Source organism: Kitasatospora sp. NPDC088548 (assembly GCF_044753005.1).
GTDB lineage: Bacteria > Actinomycetota > Actinomycetes > Streptomycetales > Streptomycetaceae > Kitasatospora.
This window is the reverse complement of record NZ_JBIVMI010000048.1, coordinates 1-16,142: the sequence shown is the minus strand read 5'-3', so window position 1 is coordinate 16,142 and position 16,142 is coordinate 1. Positions and strand designations below refer to the sequence as shown.

Sequence of the window (16,142 nt, the reverse complement as noted above, 5' to 3'; positions counted from 1 at the left end):
CAGCAGGTCGGGCAGGTGCACTTGCGCACCGCTTCCACGAACTTCGTCGACTTCTCGAACTGTTCGGGAGGAGCCGGCCGTGGAGGCCAAGCCCTTCGAGCTACTGGGACCAACCCCGCACGCGCGGGGAGCAGCTCGGCTGCGGCCCTCTGATCTGCTGGTTCCATGGGACTCTCGGCGGCGGGTGAATCGCGGTTCCGGTGACGCTCCGTGACTCCGGCACGGAGAGTGATCCAGCACCTCGTTTCACCCGCCGCCGACATGCAGCTCGATCCCACGGGCGGCCTGCCCAGCAGCGCGCGGGCGGGGCAGCGGTCAGGTGTTCACCGGTCGGGGTTCAACAGGTCCGCGGCCGCCGGGTGCTGCGCGGGGTTGGTGCGGGTACGGTTTAAGGGAAGGCACGGCCGTATCGGGACTCTGGGGCCCGGCCATCGGGGCTGGGTGTCCGGGGGGTGCGCCTGGGCTGTCGTGCGCTGTTTCGCCTGGCCGCGCGCTCCTTGCGGGAGTGCTTCCGGTTTCACCACGGGAGGTCCGTATGGGCATTGTCCGTATCCGCCTGCACGACGGACCTGAGCAGCTTCCGGCGCGGGGTGGCCGGGTGCGGGTGCACCGGTACGAGTGGTTCTACTGCACCCGCATCACCGAGTAGGCCCCGCCGTGCTTACCGCTCTGTCGCCGGTGAGCCTGCGGGAGACATCCGTATCGTCCGGCCGGGCGATTGGAGTCGCAGGCTCCCGCGGAGGCGGTGAGGCGGATCTGTGAGGCGTCGTCGGCTCCGGAGTTCCCGCGGGCTGCCGTGTCCGGCCCGTTCTCCGAGCGTACGAGTCACCGCTGTCCTGGGTCTGTGCGCACCGGCCCGGAACCCAGGGTCTGCCAGAGGGTGAACGGCCAGCTGTTGATGGCCGGCGTCGCCCTGGATAGGAAGGATGAGCAACATGTTCACGGAGCGTAAGCCGATTGCGATCGTGGGAATGGCTTGCCGGTTTCCGGGCGGGGTCGAATCACCGGAGGATCTCTGGCGCCTTGTCACCGATGAGACTTGCGTGTCGGAACCGTTGCCTCGGGACAGAGGGTGGGATCCGGAGCAGTTGTTCGATTCGGACCGCGGAGCGGGCGGGAAAACCTATGTTCGTAGTGGTGCCTTCCTGACGGATGTGGCCGGGTTCGACGCTGATTTCTTCGGTATCAGTCCGAGGGAGGCCCTGGGGATGGATCCTCAGCAGCGTCTGCTGCTGGAGTGTGCGTGGGAGGCGTGCGAGCGGGCGCGTCTGGACCCGCGGGTACTGCGGGGGACAAGGACCGGGGTCTATGTCGGTGCCACCGAGAGCGGCTACGCGGCCTGGGCGGAGCGGGGTGGTACCGAGGCCGATGGGTACCTGGTGACGGGCAGCACTCTGAGTGTGGCTGCCGGCCGCATCGCCTACGTTCTGGGTCTTACCGGTCCGACTCTGACGGTCGATACGGCATGTTCGTCGTCGTTGGCGGCTCTGCATCTCGCGGTGCGTGCTCTTCGGGCGGGCGAGTGCTCCATGGCGCTCGCCGCCGGGGTGACGGTGGGTGCCGGGCCTCAGTACCTGCTGGAGTTCAGCCGTCAGCAGGCACTCGCTGCCGATGGGCGCTCGAAGGCCTTCGCCGCGGACGCCGACGGATTCGCTCTGGCCGAGGGGGTGGGAACCCTCTTGCTGGCCACACCGCTTGAGGCGGAGCGGCTGGGGCTGCCCGTACTGGCGATGGTCCGTGGATCCGCGCTCAACGAGGACGGTGCGAGTCAGGCACTGACCGTTCCGAGTGGGCCCTCACAGCGGGAGGTCATCGCACTGGCTCTGGCCGACTCCGGGCTCGTATCCGCAGATGTGGATGCGGTGGAGGCCCATGGCACCGGTACAGCGGTGGGCGATCCGATCGAGGCCTCATCGATCGCCGCGACCTACGGCGCCGGGCGCCCGGTGGACCACCCTGTGTGGGTGGGGTCGGTGAAGTCCAACATCGGCCATTCCCTGGCCGCTTCGGGTGTCGCCGGAGTGATCAAGATGGTGATGGCCATGCGGCATGGCATTCTGCCCAGGACATTGCACGCGGCCGATCCTCACTCCGGAGTCGACTGGACGGCCGGTGGGATGCGCCTGCTGAACGAGCAGCGGCCCTGGCCGCGGACGGGGCGGCCCCGCCGGGTGGGGGTTCTCGGGTACGGGATCAGCGGTACGAACGCGCATGTGATCCTCGAAGGTGTTCCGTCGGCTCCGGGCCGGCCGCAGCCCCGGTCCGGGGTGGAGGCGGATCCAGGGGTGTGGCTTCTGTCCGCTGACGGTCCCGAAGCGCTCCGGGAGCAGGCCCGGAGGCTGGCTTCCGCAGTACGCGGTTCCCCGTCCCCGAACGCCCGGAGTCTGGGGCGGTCGCTGATCACCACCCGGACGTCCTTCGACCACCGGGCGGCGGTGGTGGGGACGGATCCGGAGTCCTTCCTCGCCGCCCTGGACGTGCTGGGCAGGGGAGAGAGGGATCCCCGTGTGGTGACCGGGGTCCGCCGTGACGAGCCCGGTGCGGTCTTCGTGTTTCCGGGCCAGGGCGCGCAGTGGCCTGGTATGGCGCATGAACTGCTCGCTACTTCACCGGTGTTCGCCCGTTCGATGCAGGAGTGTGCCGAGGCGCTGGGCGAATTCGTGGAGTGCGACTTCATGAAGGTCGCCCGCGACATGGATGTTCCCGAGCGTGTGGATCTTCTCCAACCGCTGCTGTTCGCCGTCTCCGTCTCCCTGGCCAAACTGTGGCAGTCCTACGGTGTGAGCCCGGCTGCGGTCATCGGACACAGCCAGGGCGAGATCGCCGCCGCGCATGTGGCCGGTGCGCTGAGCCTGTCCGACGCCGCCCGTGTCGCCGCGTTGCGCAGCCGTGCGCTGGTGGCCATCGCCGGCGAGGGCGGCATGGTCTCCTGCACGGGTAGCGGCGTGGACGCACTGCGCCGGTACGCGGCACGGTGGGGAGGGCAACTGGAGGTCGCCGCCGTCAACGGGCCCGGCAGCGTGGTGCTGGCCGGTGGCAGGGACGCCATCGAAGAACTCCTCGCCCAGGCCGAGGCCGACGGTATCGAGGCGCGACGCGTCAATGTCGACTACGCCTCGCACTCTTCCGCTGTCGAGGCGGTCCGCGGACGGATCCTGGCGGATCTGGCCGCGCTTCGGCCCCACGCGCCCGAGACCCCCTTCCTGTCGGCCACGACCGGAAACGACATCGGCGATGCGCTGCTGGACGCGGACTACTGGTACCGCAATCTGCGGCAGACCGTGCGCTTCGACGAGACGATCGGAGCGGCCCTCGCGGCCGGGCACCGTCTCTTCCTGGAAATCAGCCCCCACCCCCTCCTGGCGCCGGGGATCCACGAGACCGTGGACGGCGCCGCTGGCGACGCGACGGTCCTCACCACGCTGCGGCGCGACGACGGGGGGATGCCCCGGTTCCTCACCGCGCTGGCCGAGGCCCACTGCCATGGTGTGCGCGCCGACTGGAGCTGGGCGACGTCCGGGGGCGAGGACACCGACCTGCCGACCTACGCGTTCCAGCACAAGCGCTTCTGGCTGACTCCGCCGAAGAAAGCGGCCACTGCCGCGACGGCGGGACTGCGTACAGTGGAGCACCCGTTCCTCGAACTCGAGATCGACACCGCCCAGGACGGCGGCCGGATCCTGACCGGCAGGCTCTCCCTGCATGCTCATCCCTGGCTGGCCGACCACGCGGTCAAGGGCAGCGTGATCCTGCCCGGCACCGCGGTCATGGAACTCGCCCTGCAGGCCGCACAGCAGATCGGCCACGCACAGGTCAGTGATCTCACCCTCCTCACACCGATCGTCCTCCACCCGACGCAGGACCTGCTGCTCCAGATCGTCGTAGGCCCGGCGGACACGGCGGGGCAGCGCACGGCCACTGTCTACACCCGCGGAGCGGACGCTCCCGCCGACCTCGCCTGGGACCGGCACGCGCAATGGATCCTGGCACCCGGCGGGGAAAGCGCTCCGGAGACAACGGCACCATGGCCTCCCCACGACGCGGAGCCCGTGGCGCTCGACGGCTTCTACGAGCGGCTGGAAGCCGTCGGGTACGAGTACGGACCGGTGTTCCGGGGGCTACGGGCCCTGTGGCGCCACGGCGACCACCTCTACGCCGAAGTACGGCTCCCGGAGGAACAGCACGACACGGCCCACAGGTTCGCCCTGCATCCCGCCCTGCTGGACGCGGCCATGCATCCGCTGCTGTTGAACCTGCGCGATCCCCAGCGAGTGGAACTGCCCTTCAGCGTCGGCCGGCTGCACCTGTACGCTTCGGGTGCCACCGAGCTGCGAGCCCGCATCTCCGCCTCCGCCGGCGGTCCGGCGTCGGTCACGGTCACGGATACCGCGGGCAAGACGGTCGCATCACTGAAGGATCTCACCCTGCGCCCCGTGGGAGAGCAGCGGCTCAGCCGCCGCGACAACGCGTTCACCCAGGTATGGCGGCCGCTGCCGCTGCCCGCGCAGGCAGCGGTACGGAGCCGGCCGGACGTGGACGTCCTTGAGGTCCCGGTCCTGCCCACGCTCACGGAGCGGTTGTTCGCCGTTCTCGTGGGAGTCAGGACACACCTCGCGGACGGGAGTTCCCCGGTCGTCATCACCCGCCAGGCCGTGGCAGTACAGGAAGGGGAGGACATCGGCGACCTCGGTGCTGCCGCCGTGTGGGGACTGGTCCGTACCGCGCAGAGCGAGCACCCCGGCCACATCACCCTCGTCGATCTCGACGACACAGAGGCCTCCCAGGAGGCCCTCCACCTCGCGCTGGCCTCGGGCGAGCCCCAGATCGCGCTGCGTAAAGGGCTCGCCTTCGTGCCCCGCCTGGCCACGCTGGACCCGGCCGCCCTGCTCACCCCGCCACCGGGCGCGACGTCCTGGCAGCTCGCCCCGGGGGAAGGCAACACCCTTGAGAGCCTGCGTCTGCGGGAGGCACCGGAAGCAGCCGTACCGCTCTCACCCGAACAGGTCCGCGTCGATGTCAGGGCGGCGGGCCTCAACTTCCGCGATGTGCTGGTGGCGCTGGGCGTGGTCGACCCCGGAGCCAGCCTCGGGCGTGAAGCGGCGGGAGTGGTCACAGAAGTCGGATCCGCCGTGGATTCATGTGTGCCCGGCGACCGCGTCATGGTGCTATTGGTGGGCCGTGACCGCACAGCCAGTGCTTTCGGACCCGTGGTCGTGGCAGACCACCGGGCGGTGTCCCCGATCCCGGACGGCTGGACGTTCACCCAGGCGGCCGGGGCTTCGGTGGCCTTCGCCACCGCCTCATACGTGTTCGAATTCCTGGCCGCTCTGAAACCGGGCCAGCGTGTCCTCATCCACGCGGCCACCGGCGGGCTGGGGATGGCAGCGGTCCAGCTCGCCAAGCATCTGGGTGCCGAGGTCTTCGCCACGGCCAGCCCCGCCAAATGGGACACCCTGCAAAGTATGGGCATCCCTCTCGACCACATCGCCTCCTCCCGCACCCTGGAGTTCGAGCAGGCCTTCCTCACCGCCACCGACGGGCAGGGCATGGACACCGTGCTCAACAGCCTGTCCGGAGAGTTCATCGACGCCTCCCTGCGACTGCTCCCGCGCGGAGGCCACTTCATCGAAATGGGCGTCACAGATCTGCGCGACGCAACGGACGTCGCCTTCCGGCACCCAGGTGTCAATTACCTGGCCTCCGACCTTCTCGACATCAGGCTGGACGAACTGCGCACCGTACTCGGCCGTCTCACGGAGCACTTCCGCGCCGGCGACCTGACGCCCCTGCCCACGAGGGTCTGGGACCTGCCCCACGCCCGGTCGGCGTTCCAGACCCTCAGCCAGGCACGGCACACCGGCAAACTGGTCCTCACCATCCCCCGCACCATCGACCCGAACGGCACCGTGCTGATCACCGGCGGTACCGGCAGACTCGGATCCCTTCTCGCCCGGCACCTCGTAGCCACCCACCAGGCCAGGCACCTGCTCCTGACCAGCCGACAGGGCGGGAAAGCGCCCGGAGCCCCCGCACTGGCCCAGGAGCTCTCCGCCGAAGGCGCGACGGTCGACATCGTCTCCTGCGACGCCGCGGACCGCGACGCCCTGGCCGCCGTCCTCGCCACCGTCCCTGCCGAACACCCCCTCACCGCCGTCATCCACACGGCCGGCGCCCTGGACGACGCCGTTTTCCAGTCCCTGACCAGCCGACAACTGGACAGGGCACTGCGCCCCAAAGCCATCGCCGTCAACCACCTGCACGAACTCACCCAGGACGCCGACCTGGCAGCCTTCGTCCTCTACTCCTCCGCCTCGACCGCCATCGGCCAGGCCGGCCAGGCCGGCTACGCCGCCGCCAACGCCTACCTCGACGCCTTGGCCCACCACCGCCGCGCACGCGGCCTGCCCGCCATCTCCATCGCCTGGGGACTGTGGGCCGACAGCAGCGCCATGACCAGCCACATGTTCACCAAGGACAGCTCGACGGACCGCGCCTCACGGACCGTCTACCGCCCCCTGTCGGCCGACGACGGACTCGCCCTCTTCGACACGGCACTGGCCGTCCAGAGCCCCTACCTGCTCGCGGCTTCCTTCAAACAGCAAACCCTCCAGGCCCAGGCCGAAGAAGGATCGCTCGCCCCGTTGCTGCGTGACCTCACCCGCGCTCCTGCTGTCCGCCGGACCACGGAGGAGAAGGACCTGTCGTGGCCACAGCGGGTCCGCGACCTCCCGCACGAGGAGCGTCTTGAGGAACTGACGACCCTGGTACGCGCCCTCGCGGCCGACGTCCTGGGCCACCCCGACCTCCAGGACATCCCCAGCGGGCGCTCGTTCCGCGACAGTGGATTCGACTCACTGTCCTCCGTGGAACTGCGCACACTCCTGGCCAACACCACCGGGCTGCGACTCGCCCCGTCCGCGGTCTTCGAATACCCCGACCCACTCGCCCTCGCCCGTCACCTCGAAGAACAACTCGCCTCCGAGCAGGGCACCGCTACCACTCCCCCCACGCAAGACCAGGAGGACACAGTCCTCATCACGGAGTTCACCACCGCCGTCGAGAGCGGAGACACCGAGACCGGAATGCGCCTGCTCCGCGCCGCCGCCCGCCTGCGCCCCACCTTCACCACCCCCGAACCCTCCGACCTGACACCCCCGGACCAGCTGTCCCACGGTACGCAGGCCCCCGCGCTGGTCTGCCTCCCCTCACTTCCCTCGACCCCGCAGCGGCCGGAGTACGCGCAGCTGGCAGCGCACCTGGGCAACCACGAGATGTGGTCCCTCCACTATCCGGGCTACCACCCGGGGCAGGGCCTCCCGGAATCACTCACCACCCTTCTCGACATCCTCGTTGATGCCACCGCGCAGATCACCGCGAAAAACAAGCCCTTCGTTCTCCTCGGACACTCCTCCGGCGGCTGGATAGCACACACACTCGCGCAGCGCCTCGAAGAACACCGTCACCCGGCGAGCGGCCTGATCCTCCTCGACACCATCCCCGCAGCCGACACCCGGCACGAAATCTACGAGGCATCGGCCGGCCGTCTCGCCCAAGCCGTCGCCGGCGGCTTCTACGGCACCGCCGCACTCACCGCAACAGCGGCCTACGTCCAACTCATGGCCCACTGGACACCGACCCCCATCGACACCCCGACGCTCTACCTCCGGGCGACCCCCAGCCTGTCCTGGCCGGTACCCCACACACTGCGCCAAGCCACCGGCGACCACTTCACCATGATCACCCAGTACGCCTCCCACCAGGCGGACACCATCCAGCAATGGCTCCCCACAACCGTCCTCTGAGCGGGGCAGTCAGCCCTCCGGCACCGAAGGCGTCCTCAATCCCCTTCGCCCGACAGCCCTGGAGCACCGCGATGACCCACACCTACGACCCCGACCTGGTCAAACTGATCGGCACCGCAACCCAGGCGTCCGGCGGCGTCCCCTACGAGGCACTGCTCCGGATCACCGCCGCGCTGCCCTCGAACACGCCGCTGCTCGCCGACCATGACCGTCTGCGCTCCTTGCTCGAACTGACTGCCATGGCCGACCCCCGACTGTTCCACGTGATGTTCCTGCACCACTGCATGACCATCGGGCCGGCCCTCGTCTGCGGAGCCACACCCGAGGACATCACCACATTGACGACGGCCCGCGCGGTCGGCGCGGCCCTGATAACGGAAATCGGCCGGGGGAGCAGCATCGCGCATACCCGGACCCGCGCCCGCTGGGAGCCGTCAACGCGGACATTCGTTCTGCACACCCCGGACGCGGCCGCCGCCAAGTTCCCTGTGAACGTCGCCCAGGACGGCGTGGAGCGACTCGCGGTGGTCAGTGCCCGCTTGGACATGGCAGGGACGGACCGCGGCACGTTCTTCTTCCTCGTCCCCCTCCGCGACGAAACCGGACCCTGCGGCGGCATCGCCATCCGCCCGCTGTCCCCGACAGCGCTTCTCCCGCTGGACTACGCAACTGTCCGATTCGACAACGTCCGGGTCCCCGACGAACGCTGGCTCGCCGACGGCGCGACCATCACAGCGGACGGCTCGTTCCACGATCCACTGGGCAGTGCCGACGAACGGACCCGCCGCAGCCTGACCGTGGGCAGATTCGCCTGGGGAGCGGTTACCGCAGGACTCGCGGCGGCCGCCCGTGCAGCAGTGGCGATCGCCCTGCCGCACGCGGCTCGGCGACAGACCGTCGACCGATGGCACATCAGGCGGCCCGCGCTCGACCATCTGCACCAGCAGCGGCTTCTGTTCGGTGCCGCGGCCAGAGCGAAGGCAGCCACTGCCCTGGCCCGGCAGGCCACCCACCCGAGCTGGCACATCCCGCCGGACAGCGGCAGCAGCGCTCCCGGAGCCACGCCCTCGGTCATACGCGGCCTCGGACTGGCGAAGGTCACCGTCGATCGGCTCTCGGACAGCGCCGTCGACCGCTGCCGCGAAACGGCAGGCGCACTCGGATTCTTCTCGGAGAACCGGCTGATCGACTATCAGGCCCTGACGATGGCCTTTCGGTCCGCCGGTGGCGACAACCACCTCATCCTGCTGGACGCGGCCTGGTCGATGGTTCGGGAAGTGGAGTACGAGCCCCCCGCAGAATTATCCGGCCCTGAACCCCCGGACCTGGAGAACCCCCGCACCCTCACCCATCTCTTCCGCAGACGCGAGGGCCAGCTGCACGCCGAACTCGCTCAGCAGCTCGCCGCCGCGACGGCGGCAGGCCTCACACCGGACGAGGCATGGAACAACCTGTCCTCCCACGCCGAACAACTCGCCCTGGCCCACAGCACCCGAATCCTGTCCGAAGCACTGCACAGCTGTCCCGATGCCGGGGAACCTCTTGTGCAGGACCTGTACCAGCTTCTGCGACTCGAACACATCGCCGCCGACCTCGCCTGGTACCTCGTCGAAGGCTATCTGACACCGTCGCACGCCCGCGCCCTGCCCGAACTCATCGACCGCCTCTGCCGCAGGCTCCACGATCAAGCACCCCAGGTGGTCGACGTGATGTCCGTGCCGACCGAACTGATTCGCGCCCCGCTGGGAGACCCCGACTATGTGGCCTCGATGGTCGGTGCCTGGACCTCCTAGCGGCCAACGAGTTCACGATGACCCTTCAGAGCGACTCGGGCGTGCGTCTGAAGGACGAGGAGAACCACTGCCGGGGGACCTTGTCGCCCCGTTGCTCGCAGACGAAGGCATCACCGAGGACACCGACCCGACCGACCTGCCCACCCTCCAGGCCACCCTGGACCGCGCCGTCGCGGCCGCCCTGCTGCGCCAGGTCGTCGCCTCCATCGCCGCCGCCGAGACCGAGCGCGCCGCGACCGACGACCACCGACCCTCGCCCGTAAGGGCCGTGCCCACCGCTCGGTCCAGAAGCCGGGCCGGCCGAGCTCCACGCGCTCACCGCGATCGTCCGCGACCAGATCCGCATACGTGTCCACAGAAGGTCCTTTCGAAAACCGGGCGCACCACGGCCACCCGCGAACGATCTCCCGAGGACTATGGCTACGCCCCCGCTCCCCGCACATCGGTCATCTCACCGATACGCGTTCTCGCAGCCTCGGCGTGCGGGATCGTGTCGGACTTCGGGCGGGCGTGGAGCGAATCGCGGTTCGCCGTGGGTGACTCGGGCACAGAAGCAGGCGGTGACGGCGAGGCGCGCGGTCGTCGTCGACCGCCGTGCTTTCAACGGCACCGTCTCCTGCCGCCCGGCTGGCGCCCGAGCCGAAGAGTCCGTCGAGGCCGGCTGATGTCCTGTGACTGAAGGTCTGTTCTCGACGTTGGGTGAATGGGGTGCCGCCTGATGTTCTCGGAGCTTTACCATCGTGCGTGTCATAACGACGGTCAGGGGGCGTGATGAGGCGGGACTTTGTGGAGCGCATACGCGCGTGGAGCACACGGCGAAAGATCCTGAGCTATCTGATCGCGCAGTTCGTTCTTCTCGGCCTGATCATCACGGCCGTCCGTGTCTGGGACATTGATGTCCCCCTTCTGGCTTACCTCGTGCCATGGCTCGGCGCAGTCGCAGCAGGGCTGTTCGGTATGTCCCTCGGATTGAAGAGACCAGCCCGGTGAGGGCGCGGCCACGCCAGATGTAGTCGGGCCACACGCCAGGCGCCGTCAGGTTTGGGACCAACCCCGCACGCGCGGGGAGCAGCTTGGCGACCTGCGGGTTTAGCTTGCCAGGTGGCCAGTTCTTGCTAGTTTCATCGAAACGGACATACCGCCCCATCTAGGTCCGCAAGTCGCGCCCGCACCACCTGGCGGCGGAACTGCCGGGCAGCGTCAGCCTACTGGCGATCCGCGAGGCCGGTCCGGCTGAACGATTGTCCAACAGGTCCGCCCCCGAGCGACAACTACCGCCCGTCAATACGCGTGATCCGCCGTCACGTCCGCCGAGAGGTTCAGCGCGTGCTCGGCCGTCGGGCCCCGGAGGGCGAGCAGGGTGAGGGTGAGGGCGTCGATGGCGGTGAGGTGGGCGATGCGGCTGGCGGTGGTTTCGAGGCCGAAGACGAGGTCCTGGCCGCCGGCGACGAGGGTGTGGGTGGCGGCGTCGCTCAGGGGGGAGCGGGCGTAGCTGGTGAGGGCGATGACGTTCGCGCCGGCGGTGCGGGCGCGGCGGGCGGTGTCGACGACCGTTTGTGTCGCGCCGGTGTGGCTGATGGCCAGGCAGACTGCGGTGGGCGGGAGTTGTGCGGCGGCGAGTTGTGCGGTGAGGGGGTCGGCGGGGGCGTCGACGAGGATGCCGAGGGCGCGGAGGCGGTAGGCGGCGTCGAGGGCGACCGCGCCGGAGAGTCCGGCGCCGACGACCACGACGTGGCTCGCGGCGTCCAGCACCTGTGCCGCCTCCCGCAGGTCGTCCGCCGTGAGGGTGGTGGTCATGCCGTCGAGCGTTTCCCGGGCGGCGTGGATGGTGCTGGCGAGTGCGCGGGCGGCCGGGTCCTGGTCGTCGGACGGGGTGGGGGCCGGGCTCGGCGCCTGGCGGACGGCGGCGATCTTCAGCTCCTGGTAGCCCCGGAACCCGAGCCGCTGGCAGGCCCGGACCACGGACGACGGCGCGGTGCCGGCCAGTGCGGCGACGTCGCTGACGCTCAGGTGCACCAGGTCGACGCCCCGGTCGAGGACGACCTGGGCGACGCGTGCCTCGGTGCCGCGCAGGTCGCCGAGGTGGGCGCGGATGTGCGCGGCCAGCTGGGATTCCAGAACAGAAAATTCGGAACGCTCTTCCATGGATCTAGGGTAGCGTGGAATTCAGTTCCAAGCCCATTGGAGGTGAGTTTCGCCATGCCCGCACTCGCATCCGTGCTGCCGAGCGGTACGGCGGCCGTGCCCGTGGCCGTCCTGGCCGCGGCGGTCCTGCACGCCGTCTGGAACGGGCTGGCGCATCGGATCCCGGACAAGCTCGTCGGCTTCGCCCTGATCAACCTCACCTATGCCGCCTGCGCCGTCGTGCTGGTCGCGTTCAACCCGCTGCCGGCCGCCGCGGCCTGGCCCTACCTTCTCGCCTCCGTGGTGATGCAGGTGACGTCCCAGATACTTCTGCTCCGGGCCTACCAGCTGGGGGACTTCGGGCAGATGTACCCGATCGCCCGCGGGTCGGCGCCGCTGCTGGTGGCCCTGCTGTCCGCGACGGTGCTGGGCCAGGCTCTCGGTGGCGGGGAACTGCTCGGCGTGCTGGTGATCTCCTGCGGCCTGATCGGGCTCGCCCTCGCCAAGGGGATACCCGGGCGGGCGCAGCTGCCCGCTCTCGGGGCGGCCGCCGGTACCGGGGTGATGATCGCCGCTTACACCGTGCTGGACGGCAGCGGCGTACGGCACTCCGGTACCGTCGGCGGCTACATCGCCTGGCTCTTCCTGCTTCAGGGCCCGGCGCTGGCGCTGATCGCCTGGGCCCGGCGTGGTCGTTCCCTCGTCGAGGGGATCCGGCCGGTGGTGCCGGTGGGCATCGCCGGTGGCGTGCTCTCCCTGACCGCCTACGGACTGGTGGTCTGGGCGCAGTCCCGAGGCAACCTGGCGACCATCGCCGCCCTGCGCGAGACGAGCATCGTCATAGCCGCGCTGCTGGCCACGGTGGTTTTCCGCGAACGCCTCGGGCGGCTGCGGATGACGGCCAGCGCCACTGTCCTGGCCGGGATCGCCGTCCTGGAGTTCGCCCGTCCATGAGAGCCAATCAGAGTCCCTGAGAGTCACTGGGGTTCCTGAGGCGGGGGTTCCTGAGGCGTTCCGCCCACGAGGGAGGCCCGCCCGTCAGGAGGACCCGCCCGTGAAAGGCCACCAGTCCCAAGCCGGCGGTCGGCGGTCAGGGCACGATGACCGTGAGCGAGGTGTTGGTGAGCCGGAACCCCAGCTTCTCGTACAGCCGCTGCGCCTGGTTCCCCTCGCTCACGGCAAGGCCCACCTCGGTGAGTCCGCGGTCGGCCACGTCGGCCAGGACCAGGCGCAGCAGGTCGCCGCCGAGGCCGGGGTAGCCCAGGTCGGGGTGGCGGAAGACGCTGGCGATCCAGGGCAGGCCGTCGCGGTTGGTGAGGATGGCTCCGGCCACGACCTGGTCGGCGTCGTCGACCACCAGCCTGCTGCACGGCAGTACGGGGCCGATGTCCTTCCCGGCGAGCAGGGCCGCCAGCCGCTCCATCCTGGACTGGTCGTCGAGCTCGGGGGAGTGGTCGGGGTGGCCGGGGGCGAACGCGGCGCGTTTTGCCGGGAACAGCTCCTCGGCGTCGCGGTCGCACGGAACGGTGCGGAACCCGATTCGCAGCGGGGTCTGTGCCCAGTCAGCGGAAGGAGGACAAGCGATCAGATCCAACTCCATGGTGTGAGCGTGCCGGAGGACGGTCGCGCCGCGGTGAAGCAGCTGCTCGCCGAGCCCGACAGGGCCGGAGACCACCCAGCCGGACATGTCCGACAGCACGAACTCGACGGGATCAACGGGGCCGACGGCCGCACCGGTGGCGTCGACGGCCGTACCAGTGGGGCCGGCGGCCGCAGCGGCGATGCCGTCGGCGTCCAGCACCTCCAACAGGTCGGCCCACGGCCGCCCCACCCGCTCGCCACGTAGATACCGCACGACCGGAAGGCCATCGATGCTTCGCCCGATCTCCCAGTCTTCTTCCGTTCCAGCCACGCAGCCCACCCGATCTCCGAGAACGTTTCTTGTCCGGCCATCGTCGGCCAGAGCCCGGCCCGGGGACAAGTGGGTTACTCGCCCGGTCCTCCGTCGAGCAGTTCAAGGAATCCGAAGTCGCGGACGAACGCCGCGGTGGCGCAGTTCGGCTTCCGGCGGGCCTCGGAGGCGAAGGCCTCGCGCAGGAACGCGGTGAGCCCCTGGCGGGGGTAGGCCTCCAGAACGGCGTCGACGGCGTCCGGCGGGATCTCCTCCAGGCGCAGGCCGAGGACGTCGGCGGCGGAGCCGAGGTGAATGCCGGCGACCTCGGGGCGCGGGTCGTCGCCGGTGGTCAGCTCCATGTGCAGGCGGACGGCGTCACCGACCAGTTCCGCCAACTCGGGGTCCGCGCCCTCCCGCAGCAGCGTCTCGCGGGCCACCAGGGCGCCGCGCTCCTCGAACGGCGTGACCTGGTCGTCCCAGTCCGGGGTGAGCCCGAGGTCGTGGAAGACGGCTCCGAGGTACAGGGCCTCGCGGTCCGGAGCGAGGCCGCGGCGGGCCAGGATCGCCTCGGCGAAGGCGTATGTGCGGTGGCAGTGCGCGACCAGTGCGTCCGGTGAGGCGGCGCGCAGCATGCGCTCGGCGGTTTCGACCAGGGCGGTGTCCGGCCGTGGGGCGAGAGACGGAAGGGAGGTCACGAAGTCTCCTCTGGAACGGAGGTGTCGAGCTCGTTGCGCGGGCTGCCGGTCGGTCTGTCGGCAGCCGGGGACGGGCGGCTGGACCGGTCGGGGGCGCAGAAGCGCTGTCGGTACGCATGAGGGGTGACGGAAGTGTGCTGTCGGAAGGTGCGGTGGAAGGTCTCGGTGGAGCCGAAGCCACAGCGGCCGGCGACGGCGGCGATGGTGAGGTCGCTCTCCTGGAGCAGCCTGCGCGCGGCCTCGACCCGCTGGGCCTCGACGTACGCGGCGGGCGTGCTGCCGGTCTCGCGGGTGAACACCCGGATGAACTGGCGGTCGCTCAGCCCGGCCCGCTCGGCCAGCACGGGCAGCGTCAGCCGTTGGTCGAGGTGGGCGTCGATCCAGGCGAGCAGCTCCGCGATGTCGGCCCGGGCGGTCCGTTGCCGCTCCAGTGGCGCGCTGAACTGGCTCTGCCCTCCGGGCCGTTGGAGGTACATCACCATCCACTGGGCGGTCGCCAGGGCGAGCCTGCGCCCGTGGTCGTCGGCAACGAGCGCGAGGGACATGTCGATTCCGGCGCTCACGCCGGCGCCGGTCCACACCGGGTCGGCGCGGACGTACACGGCGTCCGCGTCCACGGTGATGTCGGGGTACTGCGCGGCGAGTCGGTCGGCGGTGGCCCAGTGCGTGGTCGCCCGGCGCCCGGCGAGCAGACCGGCCTCCGCCAGGATGTGCGCGCCGGTGCAGACGGACGCCACGCGCCGTGTCCGAGGTGAGGTCTCCCGTACCCAGCGGACCACCTCGGGGTCCACCGCGGGCTCGAAGCCGTCCGGGCCCAGCTGCAGCGCCCCGGGGATGATCAGGGTGTCGATGCCGCTGCCGTCGATCTCGCCGAACGCCCGGTCCGCCGACAACCGCAGCCCGCCCGCGCACTCCACCTCGCCCCGGCGGGGGCCGACCAGCTCGACGGTGTAGCCACGCGCATGTCCGCGCCCGTACGCGCCCACGCTCGCGCCTGCGTCCGCGCCAGGGCCCGCCCCTGCCGCACCCCCCGCCGCCGCCCCCGTCCGCGCCGCCTCGCCGAGCAGCCGGGTGGCGGCGGAGAACACCTGGGCGGGTCCGGTGACGTCGAGCAGTTCCACCCCTTCGAACACGGCGATGGCGATGCGGCGGGTATGGCTGTGACTCATGAGCCTATGATCCGTACCCGCACCGACCGACGGCAACGACACAGTTGTGTCAGAAAACGACATCCGGGTTCCGGTGCCGCGAAATTCAGCGGCGCCGAGCGGCCGCGCCGACCATGCTGGAGATCATGAACGTGCACATCACTGCCGCCGACCGCCTCGGCGAGGAGCGCCTGCCCGACGGCCGCCTGCTGGCCTGGGCGGAGTGGGGTCCGGTGGACGGAACGCCCGTCCTCCATTCCCCCGGCGCGGCCACCACCCGGGCACTCGGCTTCGGCGCCGACGCAGTGGACGCGCTCGGCGTCCGCCTGATCAGCCTCGACCGGCCGGGACTCGGCTCCTCCACCCCCGCGCCCGGGCGGACCTTCGCCGATTTCGCGGCCGACATCCGCGCCTTCGCCGAGCGGCGCGGACTGGGCCGTCCAGCCATGCTCGGCAACTCCCAGGGTGCGCCGTTCGCCCTGGCCTGCGCCGCCGCGGGCACGGTCGGCGCGCTCGCCCTGGTCTCGGCGGCGGACGAGGTGGCGGCCCCGCACTTCGCCGCCCCGGGCCCGGCCGATGCCGCTGCGGTCACTAGGCCGCGTATTCGGTCGTGATCAATGGGTTCGGGTGAGGTCCTTGATCCAGATCATTGCGCCGCGGAGGTGAAGGCCGGCGAGGTAGCTTTC

General features: G+C 70.3%; 8 protein-coding genes and 1 pseudogene. 4 read left to right on the top strand and 5 right to left on the bottom strand.

The window, feature by feature from the left end; translation table 11 throughout:
• Nucleotides 1-926 precede the first annotated feature (926 nt).
• On the top strand, nt 927-7,802 hold the full coding sequence (locus ACIP82_RS36165; RefSeq protein WP_400659783.1) for an SDR family NAD(P)-dependent oxidoreductase: 6,876 nt from the start codon (nt 927-929) through the stop codon (nt 7,800-7,802).
• Nucleotides 7,803-7,873: 71 nt separating this feature from the next.
• Nucleotides 7,874-9,595 carry an acyl-CoA dehydrogenase gene (locus ACIP82_RS36160; protein WP_400659781.1) on the top strand — a complete coding sequence of 574 codons (1,722 nt, stop codon included), beginning with the start codon at nt 7,874-7,876 and terminating at the stop codon, nt 9,593-9,595.
• A 25-nt stretch (nt 9,596-9,620) separates the two neighbouring features.
• On the opposite strand, the gene ACIP82_RS36155 is transcribed toward ACIP82_RS36160, so the two are convergent.
• Complete coding sequence (locus ACIP82_RS36155; RefSeq protein ID WP_363614333.1) at nt 9,621-9,842, bottom strand: hypothetical protein; 222 nt, start codon at nt 9,840-9,842, stop codon at nt 9,621-9,623.
• Nucleotides 9,843-10,876: 1,034 nt separating this feature from the next.
• A complete protein-coding gene (locus tag ACIP82_RS36150; protein WP_363614335.1) occupies nt 10,877-11,740 on the bottom strand; it encodes a MurR/RpiR family transcriptional regulator in 864 nt (287 codons plus the stop codon).
• Between the two features lie 54 nt (nt 11,741-11,794).
• Here ACIP82_RS36150 and ACIP82_RS36145 point away from each other — a divergent pair, with 54 nt between their 5' ends.
• Complete coding sequence (locus tag ACIP82_RS36145) at nt 11,795-12,673, top strand: EamA family transporter (RefSeq protein ID WP_400659776.1); 879 nt, start codon at nt 11,795-11,797, stop codon at nt 12,671-12,673.
• Between the two features lie 136 nt (nt 12,674-12,809).
• Here ACIP82_RS36145 and ACIP82_RS36140 read toward each other — a convergent pair whose 3' ends face one another.
• The 3 genes from ACIP82_RS36140 to ACIP82_RS36130 form a co-directional block, all read right to left on the bottom strand.
• Nucleotides 12,810-13,574, bottom strand: coding sequence for a GNAT family N-acetyltransferase (locus tag ACIP82_RS36140; protein WP_363614339.1), 765 nt, complete (start codon nt 13,572-13,574; stop codon nt 12,810-12,812).
• Between the two features lie 131 nt (nt 13,575-13,705).
• Nucleotides 13,706-14,308: an HD domain-containing protein gene (locus ACIP82_RS36135; RefSeq protein WP_363614341.1), complete on the bottom strand. Its 603-nt coding sequence runs from the start codon at nt 14,306-14,308 to the stop codon at nt 13,706-13,708.
• Nucleotides 14,305-15,477 carry a GlxA family transcriptional regulator gene (locus ACIP82_RS36130; RefSeq protein ID WP_363614343.1) on the bottom strand — a complete coding sequence of 391 codons (1,173 nt, stop codon included), beginning with the start codon at nt 15,475-15,477 and terminating at the stop codon, nt 14,305-14,307. The genes ACIP82_RS36135 and ACIP82_RS36130 overlap by 4 nt, the downstream gene beginning before the upstream one ends.
• 125 nt (nt 15,478-15,602) lie before the next feature.
• Between ACIP82_RS36130 and ACIP82_RS36125 the strand changes: the two are divergent.
• A pseudogene (locus tag ACIP82_RS36125) lies at nt 15,603-16,034 on the top strand (alpha/beta fold hydrolase); the annotation flags it as partial.
• Nucleotides 16,035-16,142: the final 108 nt, after the last annotated feature.